The organism is Psychrobacter sp. AntiMn-1, from assembly GCF_001854065.1.
GTDB lineage: Bacteria > Pseudomonadota > Gammaproteobacteria > Pseudomonadales > Moraxellaceae > Psychrobacter > Psychrobacter pacificensis.
Genome location: NZ_CP012969.1, coordinates 548,233 through 561,005, shown reverse-complemented (window position 1 = coordinate 561,005; position 12,773 = coordinate 548,233). Strand labels below are relative to the sequence as shown.

At 43.2% G+C, this 12,773-nt stretch carries 10 protein-coding genes; 8 read left to right on the top strand and 2 right to left on the bottom strand.

The annotated features are described in order from the left end of the window. Positions 1 to 142 precede the first annotated feature (142 nt). Positions 143 to 1,447, top strand: coding sequence for an iron-containing alcohol dehydrogenase (locus AOT82_RS02220; RefSeq protein WP_071001614.1), 1,305 nt, complete (start codon positions 143 to 145; stop codon positions 1,445 to 1,447). A gap of 643 nt (positions 1,448 to 2,090) precedes the next feature. Here the strand turns inward: AOT82_RS02220 and folE are convergent. Further along, positions 2,091 to 2,687: a GTP cyclohydrolase I FolE gene (folE, locus tag AOT82_RS02215; RefSeq protein WP_186474442.1), complete on the bottom strand. Its 597-nt coding sequence runs from the start codon at positions 2,685 to 2,687 to the stop codon at positions 2,091 to 2,093. 384 nt (positions 2,688 to 3,071) lie between these two features. Here folE and AOT82_RS02210 point away from each other — a divergent pair, with 384 nt between their 5' ends. Together AOT82_RS02210 and AOT82_RS02205 are read left to right on the top strand one after the other, a co-directional pair. Next, positions 3,072 to 3,881 (top strand): enoyl-ACP reductase FabI, encoded by an 810-nt coding sequence (locus tag AOT82_RS02210; RefSeq protein ID WP_071001612.1) that lies wholly within the window; start codon positions 3,072 to 3,074, stop codon positions 3,879 to 3,881. A 135-nt stretch (positions 3,882 to 4,016) separates the two neighbouring features. Continuing rightward, positions 4,017 to 4,715: a YoaK family protein gene (locus tag AOT82_RS02205; RefSeq protein ID WP_071001611.1), complete on the top strand. Its 699-nt coding sequence runs from the start codon at positions 4,017 to 4,019 to the stop codon at positions 4,713 to 4,715. 64 nt (positions 4,716 to 4,779) lie between these two features. Here AOT82_RS02205 and AOT82_RS13905 read toward each other — a convergent pair whose 3' ends face one another. Then, a complete protein-coding gene (locus tag AOT82_RS13905) occupies positions 4,780 to 4,944 on the bottom strand; it encodes a hypothetical protein (protein ID WP_167669405.1) in 165 nt (54 codons plus the stop codon). A 402-nt stretch (positions 4,945 to 5,346) separates the two neighbouring features. Between AOT82_RS13905 and AOT82_RS02200 the strand changes: the two genes are divergently transcribed. The 5 genes from AOT82_RS02200 to hrpA all read left to right on the top strand — a co-directional run bounded on the left by AOT82_RS02200 (position 5,347) and on the right by hrpA (position 12,730). Further along, positions 5,347 to 6,768 carry an SLC13 family permease gene (locus AOT82_RS02200; RefSeq protein ID WP_071001610.1) on the top strand — a complete coding sequence of 474 codons (1,422 nt, stop codon included), beginning with the start codon at positions 5,347 to 5,349 and terminating at the stop codon, positions 6,766 to 6,768. A 355-nt stretch (positions 6,769 to 7,123) separates the two neighbouring features. After that, positions 7,124 to 7,306, top strand: a complete 183-nt coding sequence (locus AOT82_RS13900; RefSeq protein WP_071001609.1) for a hypothetical protein — start codon at positions 7,124 to 7,126, stop codon at positions 7,304 to 7,306. Positions 7,307 to 7,374: 68 nt separating this feature from the next. After that, the gene (locus AOT82_RS02190) at positions 7,375 to 7,962 is read left to right on the top strand and encodes a DUF1543 domain-containing protein (protein WP_071001608.1); all 588 of its coding nucleotides are present in this window, start codon (positions 7,375 to 7,377) and stop codon (positions 7,960 to 7,962) included. 1 nt (position 7,963) lies between these two features. Then, positions 7,964 to 8,281, top strand: coding sequence for a hypothetical protein (locus tag AOT82_RS02185; protein ID WP_071001607.1), 318 nt, complete (start codon positions 7,964 to 7,966; stop codon positions 8,279 to 8,281). Positions 8,282 to 8,515: 234 nt separating this feature from the next. Continuing rightward, positions 8,516 to 12,730 (top strand): ATP-dependent RNA helicase HrpA, encoded by a 4,215-nt coding sequence (hrpA, locus tag AOT82_RS02180; protein ID WP_071001606.1) that lies wholly within the window; start codon positions 8,516 to 8,518, stop codon positions 12,728 to 12,730. Positions 12,731 to 12,773: the final 43 nt, after the last annotated feature.

Here is a 12,773-nt window from a genome sequence, read left to right as displayed (position 1 = left end):
CAGTGGTTTGCTTTATTCAAACATCCTTGCTGTACATATACTTATCTACTCTGCTATTGGCAAACGTCGTTTAGCCTTTATCAACTAGCTCAAACTATTGTTATCGCGGTTAAAATCATCATTAAAAAGGATTTTTGTACCCATGAAAAAACAAAACAGTATTACTAAATTAGTAAAGAATAACAGCTTGCAGTATGCTGGTTATTTGGCAGTGGCTAAGACACGCGCTAAAGTGCTAAAAGCAATCTCTTACGTGATACCTATCAGAAGACCGATGTTGTTTGTCGGTGAGGCTGCCTGTAATGAGCTATGCGACATGCTCATCAACGAAGGCAATACCAATGTCTTTATCGTCACTGATGCCGTGCTAAACAAACTCGGTATCCCTGCAAAAGTCACTGATTATCTAGATGCAAAAAATATCAGCTATCATGTCTATGATGGCATTACACCAGACCCTACTTTTAACGTAGTCGAAGAAGGACTGCGCCAATCTATAGCAGCAAATTGCGACGCTATTATCGCCATCGGCGGCGGCTCAGTGATCGATGCTGCCAAAATGATCGCTATGTCTCAAGGCAATAAATGCAAGCCTCAGCAACTGATCGGGATCCTTAAAGCAAGAAAGCCGTCGGCGCCATTATATTGCGTGCCTACAACAGCGGGTACTGGCTCAGAGGCAACCCTTGGTGCAGTGATATCTGATGATAAAACACACCAAAAAGCATTGTCTATTGATCCAAGAATGGTGCCGCTCGCCGCAGCGATTGACCCCATTATCATGAAAGGTATGCCAGCACACATCACCGCTGATACGGGTATTGATGTATTGACCCATGCATTAGAAGCATGGATGAGTGCCAATGCCAGCGTGGAGACGGACTACTATGCAGCCTCTGCCGTCAAATCTGTCATGCATTATCTACCATTAGCTTACAAAGATGGTGGCAATCTAAAAGCAAGAGAAGAGATGGGAATTGCCGCCCATTATGGTGGTATCGCCTTTAACAAAGCGGGCTTGGGTTATGTGCATGCCATTGCTCACCAATTAGGTGCCTACTATAGCATTCCTCATGGTCGTGCTAATGCAATCGTGTTGCCTTATGTGCTTGATGTTAATCGTAAAGCAAGCAAGCAGAGACTGGCCGCACTGGCAAAAAGAACGGGTATGGTAGCAGACGGCCAAGCTGGTCATGATGATAAAGAAATAGCAGATCATCTCATCGTACAAGTCAGAGCGCTTATCGCAAATTTAAATATCGATCCGACCGTTAGCGGTATGCAGGCCAGTGATTTTGATGATATTGCAAAAGCAGCAGCAAAAGAAGTCAGCGATACTTATGCCGTACCAACCTATCTCTCAGCAGCTGAAATTAAGGAAATCTTAACGAAAATTAAGCAAGTAAGTGATGAGAGTGCTGATAAAGACACTCAGAAAGCATCATAGCATTGTACTTGTACTTGTACTGATAGACTTATGATAGACAAAAAAAGCCTATGACTCTTTTGAGGATAGGCTTTTTTAACAGGTTTAAAACAATATAAGATATTGAAATAAAATAGTTTATCTCTATATGTTAACTATCCTAAAGCCTGTGTCATGATCAAATCATTTTGTAATTTATCTTGTGCTACGACTTAATTAATAAAAAATAACTTAATAAATTGTAAGTATATAACAATACAGGAATGTGTTATTGATATAGTCGGTTCACTATAAAATCGATACAATAAGATTAAACGCTATTTTTCGCAGCCTCTAGAGACGTAGTCACAGCAAGCAAGAAAAATAGCGTTTAATCAAATGAATTTATTATCCTGTATCGTTTTTATTTAGACTTAACTATACATAAGCGTTACGATAGTTAAATGATATTATGTTTGGGAGATTTTTATGAATCGCATATTATCATCTACAATGATTGGCCTAGCTATCGTAACAATCATTGCAAGACTCTGGCGTATACGGCAAAGACTATGAGCTTGATTTGCTAAAACTTGAAATCTTACTTTGTATAGCTAAAACAAAAAGGACGCATTAGCGTCCTTTTTGTTTGTTGTTACTCATAACAGCCTAAAATATTAATAGTTTAAAACGCCGGTTGGCGCTTAGGGACGGCACCCAAAAATTCATTACGGGCTTGATTGTTGTGCTGATACTCACCAAGCATCGCGGTACTACGCGTGGTTGAATGCTGTTTGCTGACGCCGCGCATCATCATACACATGTGCGAGGCATCCATGACTACCGCCACGCCGCGACAGCCAGTAACATCCATGATGGTTTGTGCAATCTGTTCACTCAGGTTTTCTTGTATTTGTAGACGACGAGCAAACATATCGACAATACGGGCAAACTTCGACAGTCCCAGTACTTGGCCGTCAGGCAGATAGCCGATATGCGCCACACCATGGAACGGTAGCATATGATGCTCGCACAGTGAATAAAACTCAATGTTTTGCACCAGTACTAGCTCACGATTGGCTGATGGAAAAACCGCATCATTGACCACCTCTTCAATGCTTTGATGATAGCCTTTGGTTAAGTGAGCAAAAGCCTTTGCCGCACGTACAGGCGTGTCTAATAAACCAGGACGATCTAAGTCTTCGCCAGTCGAACCAATCAGTTGGCGATAGGATTCGATACTTTCTTTATAATCTGGGGTTATTATTGGGGTGTTACTCATAAGTTTGGCAGCCATCCAAAATGTGGGTGTAGCTTAACGTTGAATCCTATCATGTCAGGATTCTTATAAAATTGTGCAAGCTGGGAAGGGCTGTGATTATACTCGAAATCTGCTGAACTTCATACTGCTGTGGTGAGTAGTTCGGAGTTTAGTCATTATAGGGCTGTCAGAGATGCAATTAGAGCGGTGACCATGATGATATTTCGTTAGTATTATTGCGATACTAATGATAGTAACCAAGTACAGTTTACGACTGTTTACTTAAACTAATTCGTGTATAATAAGTCATCTTTTGATTTGCATCATTTCATGACGCGTCACTTTCTGATTACTCTAAATAAACCTATATTCTAAATCATCTCGATTGATTCAAAAGGAAATCTTATGCTATTGCAAGGACAACGATTTGTCGTAACTGGCATCGCAAGTAAACTCTCTATCGCTTGGGCTATTGCAGAAGCGCTACATCGCGAAGGCGCCTCACTGATCCTGACTTATCCGAATGATAAAATCAAAAAGCGTGTGGACATGGCTGCCGAACAGTTCGAAGCGGATTTGGTGCTAGAGTGTGATGTCGCCTCTGATGAGTCGATTGCTGCTTGTTTTGAGCAAGTAACCGCGCATTGGGGTGATGGTATTGATGGTGTGGTACACGCCATTGGTTTTGCCCCAATGGATCAGCTCGATGGTGACTTTGTGAGTGCCACCACGCGTGAAGGCAGCCACATAGCACATGATATCTCTAGCTACAGCTTTGTGGCATTGGCAAAAGCAGCTCGTGAGTTGCTTGCAATGCGTCATGGTTCTATGCTGACATTAACTTATGAAGGCAGTATCTCAGTATTGCCAAACTACAATGTCATGGGTATGGCAAAAGCCAGTCTTGAAGCCAGCGTGCGCTACTTAGCGACTTCTATGGGCGGCGACGGTATCCGTGTCAATGCGATCTCAGCAGGTCCAATTCGTACGCTAGCTGCTAGTGGCATCAAATCATTCCGTAAAATGCTCGATATCAGCGAAAAAATCGCACCACTACAACGTAATGTCAATCAGATGGAAGTAGGTAACGCAGCACTATTCCTATTATCTCCGTGGGCATCTGGTATCACGGGTGAGATCATGTTTGTTGATGCAGGCTTTAATACCGTCGCTATCAGTGAGCAGTTGATGATGCTGGATGAGCCAGCGCAATAATCATTTAAGTATTTTTTGCGTTGATGGTCATTACCAATGATTCACTCAGCTATTGAAATTGAAAAGGCAGCCAATTGGCTGCCTTTTCTCGTTATACTATGAGTCTTTTTGGTAGTAGACCTTTAGGTGACGAGTATGATAACCAAGTTACCAAAGTGGATATTGTGGGGTGGGGCAGTATTGGCATTTAGCGCCGGCTGCGTGAACACAACCGCATTGATGGGATTTGCCAATTTATCGGTCTCGCATGTCACTGGCAACGTTAGCTTGTTTGCAGCAGCTATCGCTTATTCAGACGCCCACAGTATTTTGTACATCGGAGCGCTACTATTGTCTTTTTTGGCAGGAGCGATATTGAGTGGTTTTGTCATTGGGCAGACATCCTTAACGCTAGGCCGTCGTTACGGGCGTGCGCTATATTTTGAAGCAGCATTACTAATAGCTGCCTACTGGTTATATCAGCAGCATGACTATCTCGGACAATTGGCAGCAGCGATGGCCTGCGGATTACAAAACGCGATGGTAGCCACGTATAGTGGAGCAGTTATTCGCACAACTCATTTGACAGGACTGACTTCTGATATCGGTGCAGCCATTGGGAATTGGCTGGCGGGTCGCTCAATCAGTAAGCCGACATTGGGCTTTCAGGCCGTTATTTGGTATTGCTTCTGCGGTGGCAGTACAGTAGGGGCTTTTTTGTTTGCGAAAGTTGGCTATGATGCGTTGCTTGTACCCATCGCAATCGTTCTAACCGCAGCATTTATATATAACTATGTCTCCAATCACTTGCCAGAACAAAGAGAAACAAAACTAAAAAAGCGCTCATCATCATGACAAGCGCTCCTTATTTTTGCTGTTAATACTAGATAACTGGCTTTATCTGCCGTTCTACCATCTTTTATTTTGCGCCTTCTTCTTGATGATCTTCATGTTCATGCATACCTTGCATCATATCTAGCGCTGAGTCGTCAGTACGCTGTTGATCTTCTTTGGCCAGACTATCTTGATTGATGTCTTTTGGCGCCATTTTTGTGGTTGCATCGGTTTTATTTGCATCTGTCATAGTGTCATTCCTCTTGTTTTTATTGATGATTATCTATCTAACCCTAAGATTATGTGGTATCGGTTTTTACTTGTATAGCCCCAAATGATAAATGTTTGAATGCTTTATGTAATTTTTATCAACCAAGGCGTCCATTCAAAGCAGTGAGAACAAAGTAGTGAGAACAAAGTAGTGAGAGAGTTACTATTGAAAAATCTCACAAAGTCGAGAGGTGATTATCATCAACGAATCAAACAGACATCCTAAAAAAACAAAAATAATCAAAATGTATTCATATATAAGTTATTCTGATATGATATTTTCGCGCGTAATGTTCGCTATATGAATATCATGATGTCTTATAATAAGTGTGTTGCAATAACTTTGACTTCATACTCACTTTGGATGCGATAAGGATAATTTATGTCAGAGAAAAAGCTGGATAGCCATATTCCTGATGATGGTAACGAGTATTTATTTACGGATACATTCCCAAAGGGAACGGGAAAAGGATTGATCGTGGTCGCCATTGCGGCAATCATTAGTTTTATTATTTACAGTGTATTGCCATTTGAGGTCAGTGCTAACAAAGGGCTAGCAATGCTGTTTTTTATCGGCGTGCTATGGCTCACTGAGGCGATACACGTCACAATCACTGCGATCTTGGTGGTTGTGGTTGGGACATTAATTGGCATTCCTGATTTTAATGCTGAAGTCGGTCTGCAAAGCTTTGCCAGTCCCATTATTTATCTCTTCTTTGGTGGTTTTGCCTTGGCGGCCGCGTTACATGTACAAAAGCTTGATAGAAAGATTGCGCTAAAAATTCTTTCGTTATCAGGTGGTAAGCTAAGTACCGCTGTACTATTGATTTTTGGCGTGACTGCGTTTTTGTCAATGTGGATCTCAAATACGGCGACAACGGCAATGATGCTACCGCTTGCCCTCGGTATTTTGACGCAAGTCGATAGTAAAGAAGATCGCGGTACATTTGTGTTTGTACTGCTCGGTATTGCGTATTCAGCAAGTCTCGGTGGTTTGGGTACGATTGTTGGCTCGCCACCAAATGCGATCGCCGCAAAAGCCTTGGATATTGCGTTTGTTGATTGGATGAAATTTGGTATTCCAATGATGCTAATACTATTACCAGTATTGTTGGGCGCGATGTACCTATTTCTAAAGCCTAATCTAAACCGCACGATGACCCTACAGCAAGATGAAACTATTCATTGGACCAAACCGCGCGTGCTGACGATTATTGTCTTTATTGTGACAGCGATGAGCTGGATACTCTCTAAGCAAATTGGTGCTGCAGTTGGTATCGAAGATACAGATGCCGTTGTTGCATTGCTTGCAGCAGTGGCGGTCGTGAGTTTGGGTCTGGTGTCTTGGAAACAAGTATCAGACAACACAGATTGGGGTGTATTGATGTTATTTGGTGGCGGTATTGCGCTATCAAATGTTCTAAAAGTATCAGGTGCGTCATTAGTACTGGGTGAGACGGTTGCTAATGGCTTACAAACTGCACCGCTATTGGTTGTGATGCTTGCAATCTCAGCCTTCATTATTTTCTTAACAGAGTTTGCATCAAACACGGCATCAGCTGCGCTCTTAGTCCCTGTATTTGCGGCAATTGCCGAGCATATGGGTATACCGAGCGAAGTCTTAGTACTTATTATTGGTATCGGTGCGTCCTGTGCCTTTATGCTACCAGTTGCGACGCCGCCAAACGCTATCGTGTTTGGTACCGGTTTGATCAAACAAACAGAGATGGTACGTACAGGTGTCATCCTTAATATTATCTCTACTGTTATCGTTGGGTGTTGGGCGTATTTCTTCCTACTATAAGTCTAACGAACCATTAGCATTACCATGATAAATAAAACCTGATGTCCCAATATTAATGAGGCATCAGGTTTTTATTTTTTATACTCTCTTAATTTATTACATCATAACTTATGGGGGATAATAGACATTATGACGACATTCAATAATAAAAATTGCATTACAATCGCTGCTATAGTCAAGTCTAAATAAAAACAATACAGGACAATAAATTCATTTGATTCAACGCTATTTTTCTTGCTTGCTGTGACTGCGTCTCCAGAGGCTGCGAAAAATAACGTTGAATCTTATTGTATTGATTTTATAGTAATCTAACTATATTTCAGATATTCATAGTAATGTCTTCGCGCTTGACGCTGTGCTTGCCGATATCAAAAAGCGCAATTACGCGCTGATAACCTGTATAGAGACACCGCGAGGTAAACGCTGGCAGACTGAGCATATTAAGATCGCTTATGATCATGAAGCAGCAGCAGAACTGGCGCTCAAAAATGAACGTAGAGATTGGGCATTTGCTTTAAAAACAGGGCGGGTATTGTAATAAGACGCGCTCGATATTATGTTCAATTAAAATTAGCTACAATGAAAAATTTATAAGGACGGCGTTACATGTTAACTTTATATATGGCTCAACTTGGTGGCCGTCCTAAAGGTCGCCTGATTGAACAGCATGACATCTTTTTTGGCGTGGCCAATCACGTCAGCGAGCTGGTAGAGGATATCAATCAGCATTGGCCAGAAGTCAAAAACAAATGGCACATTGATTCGTATCGAGCGATTACTAAAGTTGATGGCTATGCGATCAAACTGGTTAAATCAGGTGAGCAGGTAAGCAAAGATGCTAACTTAAAGCTGTTTTTTATCAATTTGGGCGGCTATCAGCAGGGAAGTTTTGAAGAGTTTCATTATAAGCTTCTGATCGTTGCCCCCAGTCAAGCCGAGGCCATTAAGCAAGCCAAACAAAGCGAGTTTTATAAACAGTTCACTTTTAAAGATAATGCATCGCCGTTCGACGCCGCTTCACATATTGATGATAAGTTTGAGGTCGATATAGATGATATCTATAACGTGAATGATCTGCTCTCAAATGCTCAGCTGTTGATTGAGCCTATCGTTGATGCAGGCGGTGTCGATATCAAAGAAGATAAAGAATATGTGGGTTATCTGAGTATTAAAAATCTAAGGAAATTATCCTAATATGTCACTAGATATGTATTATAAAAGTGGTCTAATCCGCAAAGCGCGCTGTCAGATATCTGATGATATGCTGCCCATCCTTTATCAGATTCACGATAACGCAAAATTTCCACGATTAACGTGGTTGATTGACAATATTTATAAAAACCCGCAGATTCGTCCTGACGTAGCGAAAGAGTTAGCTAATGAGATGTTAGGGTTTGAAAAATTGTTACTGTCACTACATCTTCCTTTTCCTAGGCTGGCACTGCAAAAAATGCATACCTTTTTTGTGGGGGCTGCGACTCACCAACAGGTTATTTATACTGTTAGTCATTAGTTTTCTCATTTAGACCATTTCTATGCCTTTAATGGTGTGAAATTTAATATTTATGGTCTAAGTGTGTCTTGATTTAACACTGATTATTAGATAGAGGCATTATCGTCCTCATAGCCATAGAAAAAACTTCAGCTTTGCAACTAAGCATCATACAAGCATCATAACTACCTTGAATCACCCTGCATTTGCCTCCATAATCTAACCACTTATACATAATAAATAGCCTAAGCAAATATGTCTGATACTTTTGAAAATACCAGTCTAAAAACATCTACCGTAAATGAAAATAACAGTACAAAGCAACCAGCGGAATTACTGAGTGATTTACCAGTACTTGCTAAAGATAGCTATTATTTAAGCCGTCTCGAACGAGAGCTGGCGCGCGCTGCGGTGTCCAAAAACAAAAAATCTAATCATGATTCTGAGCAAAAAAACAATCACGACGAGGTCCTTACCAAGAAGCGTGCCCAATACGACAAGATAAAAACGCGCTCTCAAAAAGCAGTGCAGGCACGTATTGATAGCATCCCAAGTGACTTACCTGCCAAATTAAATCTTGACCTGCCTGTTAGTCAACGCGCAGAAGATCTGGTACAAGCGATCATTGATAATCAGGTCATTATCGTGGCGGGTGAGACAGGTTCGGGTAAAACCACACAGTTGCCTAAGCTCGCCATGCTGGCAGGACGCGGTATTACTGGACAGATAGGGCATACGCAACCAAGGCGATTGGCGGCTCGTAGCGTCGCAAACCGTATTGCCGAAGAGCTGGGTGAGCCTTTGGGTAATACGGTTAGTTTTAAGATTCGCTTTAATGAGCAAGGCTCCGCCCAATCGATTGTTAAGCTGATGACCGATGGTATTTTGCTGGCTGAGCTGGGTCACGATCGTTTTTTGAGTAAGTACGATACGATTATTATCGATGAGGCGCATGAGCGTAGTTTGAACATCGATTTTATTATGGGTTATCTCAAAAAGATGCTGCCTAAGCGCCCAGATTTAAAAGTCATTATCACTTCAGCGACCCTCGATACCACGCGCTTTAGTGAGTACTTTAGTCATTATGATGCCAAGCTAAAACGGCAAGTCCCTGCACCTATCTTTAACGTCGAGGGACGCAGTTTTCCAGTAGAAGTTCGTTATCGTCCGCTGACCGATGAGCCAGTAAACAGCTCAGAAGATGACAGCTATGATGATTTTGAAGAGAACCTGCCGCGTGCGGTGGTTGCTGCTGTCGAGGAATGTTTTAGCGACGCGCAAAATAAAGGCCATGCCGATCAGGCTGATATCTTGATATTTGCCGCGACTGAAGCAGAAATTCGTGAAATGCAAGAAGTGCTTGAGCGCCATGGCCCACGTCATACCGAGGTGCTACCGCTGTTTGCACGGCAGACGTATGAAGAGCAGCAGCGTATCTTTCAGCCATCAGGTCGAGGTCGACGTATTGTCATTGCGACCAACGTTGCTGAGACTGCGTTGACTGTACCGGGTATTCGCTATGTGATTGACTTGGGGTTTGCGCGGATTTCGCGTTACTCGTATCGCTCACGTGTGCAGCGTCTACCGATTGAAGCGATTTCGCAAGCGGCTGCCAACCAACGTAAAGGTCGTTGTGGCCGTGTCGCGCCAGGTGTCTGTATTCGCTTATATTCTGAGGAGGACTTCAACGGTCGTCCTGAATTTACTGAGCCTGAGATTCTACGTACCAATTTGGCATCTGTGATATTGCAGATGGCCAATCTGCGTCTGGGCAGTGTCGATGACTTTGATTTTATCGAGCCACCTGATAGTAGGTTAGTCACAGATGGTCACAAGTTGCTTGATGAGCTAGGAGCCATTACGTCCAAAAAGGACAGTACTCAAGATAAACGAAACCCATCAAAACGGCAAAAGGGGCTTGATCACCTGCGCTTGACCGCAACAGGTCAGAAAATGGCACGTATGCCAATCGATCCAAGGCTGGCACGTATGCTGGTGGCTGGTTCTGACTTTGATTGTATACGTGAGATGCTTATCGTGGTGGCGGCGCTCGCTGTGCAAGATCCTCGTGAGCGCCCTGCCAACAAGCGTACGCAAGCGGATCAAAAGCATGCGGTCTTCCGTCAAGATGATTCAGATTTCTTGTTTTATTTGAGTCTATGGAAGGCACTGTTTGAAAAAGACGAAGACGGCAATAAACTGTCTGGTAATCAGCGTAAGCAGTTTGCGAAAAAGAACTATCTGAGCTTCCCGCGTGTTCGTGAATGGCATCAAACGCATCGTCAATTGCTACAAATGGTGACAGATCTTAAGCTGATAGATACCAGTGATGCACAAGCATCCGATAAAAATGTCGCTAAGAATGACCCGACTGCAATCGAAGACGAAGCGTTAAAAGCGGTCAAATACGCCAATTTGCACCGAGCGTTATTAACAGGACTATTGTCCATCATTGCGCATAAGACTGAAAGCCGCGGTGAGTATTTGGCGGCGCGTCAGCAAAAAGCCAAAATATTCCCAGCGAGTACGGTATTTAAACAAATACCGCCTTGGGTGATGGCGTTTGAGATGGTTGAAACCTCGCAAGTCTTTATGCGTACCGTTGCCAAAATTGAACCCGAGTGGATTATTTCAGCGGCAGGAAACTTGCTCAAATATCATTATTTTGAACCGCATTGGTCCAAGAAAACTGGGCGGGTCAAAGCATACGCGCAGATTAGTCTATTTGGCTTGATCATCATTAGCAAGCAGCTGACCAATTATGAGCAAGTAAACTTGGTCGAGTCGCGAGAGATTTTCATTCGTGATGGGTTAGTGACTGGTAACTTCGGTCGTAATGCGCCATTTTTACAGCACAATATGGACAAGATTGCCCATGTTGAGCGCATCGAAGATAAGCTACGTCGCCGTGATCTATTGGTTGATGAAGAAACGCTATATCAGTTCTATGACAAAAAGATTCCTGAACACGTCGCCAGCCGCAAAACGTTTGAAGACTGGCGCGCAGAAGTAGAAAAAAACGATGCTAAGTATCTGTTTTTTACCGATGAAGACGTACTTACTAGCCAAGCACCGACCACGGGCGATTTCCCAGAAGTATGGAAGCTGGGTGATTTAAAGCTGCCACTGCGTTATGTCTTTGATCCAGCAAGTGATGATGATGGCGTGACCATACGCGTACCGCTTGCTGCATTACCACAGCTCGACGCGATTGAGCTACTATGGGGTGTGCCTGGTTGGCGCTATGAGCTGGTGTTGCAATTGCTCAAATCATTGCCAAAAGATATCCGTCGTCAGATCGTCCCGATACCTGATACCGCAGATAATTTGTTTGATGAGTTGCAGCAGCAAGGTGGACAAGGGCTGTTAAAACAGCTGTGCCAAGCGCTCAATCGCCGCGGTATTATGTCGGTGACGCCAGAGAGCTTTAGCCCTTCCACGATTGATCGTTATCTGCAGCCACAAATCTGTGTGGTCGATGACAAAAACCGCATTATCGAAAAAGGTCGTGATCTACAAACGCTACAGATTCGTCATGCCTCTGAGACCAGTCAAGCGGTGAATGAGCAACAAGGCGCGCATACTGAATTCCCTGAGCATTTTACCTTTAGCAAAAATCATCATAGTGCAGGCGTGGTTATGAAGCAGTTTGCGGCGCTCGTGGCTGATGAAGCAGGCGAAGCGGTATCGATCCATCAGTACACCGATGTCAATGCCGCACTACAAGCGCATCGTATCGGCGTATTAACCTTAATTAAAGGGAAGCTTGGCGCAAAGAAAAAACAGCTCACCAGTCAAGTGGATAAAATATTCAAACTGGCATTTGCACCGCTTGGTGACATGGAAAAGCTAAAAACAATCGTCATTGATGCTACATTGGATGCGACGCTTGAAGAGCATTATGTGTTATTTGATCATACCGAGAGCCTGCCTGAGAGCGCTGACGATATCGCAGTTGGATTGAGCGAGGAGTTACCCTTTACGCCTGAAGAGTATGCACAGACGCTAGAAGTTGTGTTAAATAACTTCTTATTGACCGGTCAAAGCGTCATAAAAACGCTGAAAAATGTTTATACGCGCTGGCAGCGTATTCGCCAGAGTCTGTTGATGTTAGACCGCGAGATATTTGGGGAATCTATCGATGATATCGAAGATCAATTAGAAGATTTGTATTTGGCTGATTTTGTTTACCGCATGGATTATAGCCATTGGCAGCAGTATCCACGTTATCTTGAGGCACTAGAGATTCGCTTAGAGCGTCTTGAGCATAATTTGGATGCCGACCTTGATGGTGTCTACGCGCTTGACTTGCATATGGAGCGGTTAGCAGGGCGTGCGGACAAAGAAGCCATTAGCGAATATCGCTGGATGGTGGAGGAGTATCGTATCCAGCTATTTGCTCAGCCGATGAAAACTCGTGTGGCAGTTTCGCCCAAGCGTCTTAGTAAAATGTGGGATAAGGTGGGCTAGAACTAAAAGTTTCTTTGAATGTTAAGGCCGGATCAGCAATTGC

What these genes read in the sequence shown, in the direction of transcription:
- AOT82_RS02220 (WP_071001614.1), top strand. Translation starts at nt 143, where the DNA reads ATGAAAAAACAAAACAGTATTACTAAATTAGTAAAGAATAACAGCTTG.
- folE (WP_186474442.1), bottom strand. Translation starts at nt 2,687, where the DNA reads ATGAGTAACACCCCAATAATAACCCCAGATTATAAAGAAAGTATCGAA.
- AOT82_RS02210 (WP_071001612.1), top strand. Translation starts at nt 3,072, where the DNA reads ATGCTATTGCAAGGACAACGATTTGTCGTAACTGGCATCGCAAGTAAA.
- AOT82_RS02205 (WP_071001611.1), top strand. Translation starts at nt 4,017, where the DNA reads ATGATAACCAAGTTACCAAAGTGGATATTGTGGGGTGGGGCAGTATTG.
- AOT82_RS13905 (WP_167669405.1), bottom strand. Translation starts at nt 4,944, where the DNA reads ATGACAGATGCAAATAAAACCGATGCAACCACAAAAATGGCGCCAAAA.
- AOT82_RS02200 (WP_071001610.1), top strand. Translation starts at nt 5,347, where the DNA reads ATGTCAGAGAAAAAGCTGGATAGCCATATTCCTGATGATGGTAACGAG.
- AOT82_RS02190 (WP_071001608.1), top strand. Translation starts at nt 7,375, where the DNA reads ATGTTAACTTTATATATGGCTCAACTTGGTGGCCGTCCTAAAGGTCGC.
- AOT82_RS02185 (WP_071001607.1), top strand. Translation starts at nt 7,964, where the DNA reads ATGTCACTAGATATGTATTATAAAAGTGGTCTAATCCGCAAAGCGCGC.
- hrpA (WP_071001606.1), top strand. Translation starts at nt 8,516, where the DNA reads ATGTCTGATACTTTTGAAAATACCAGTCTAAAAACATCTACCGTAAAT.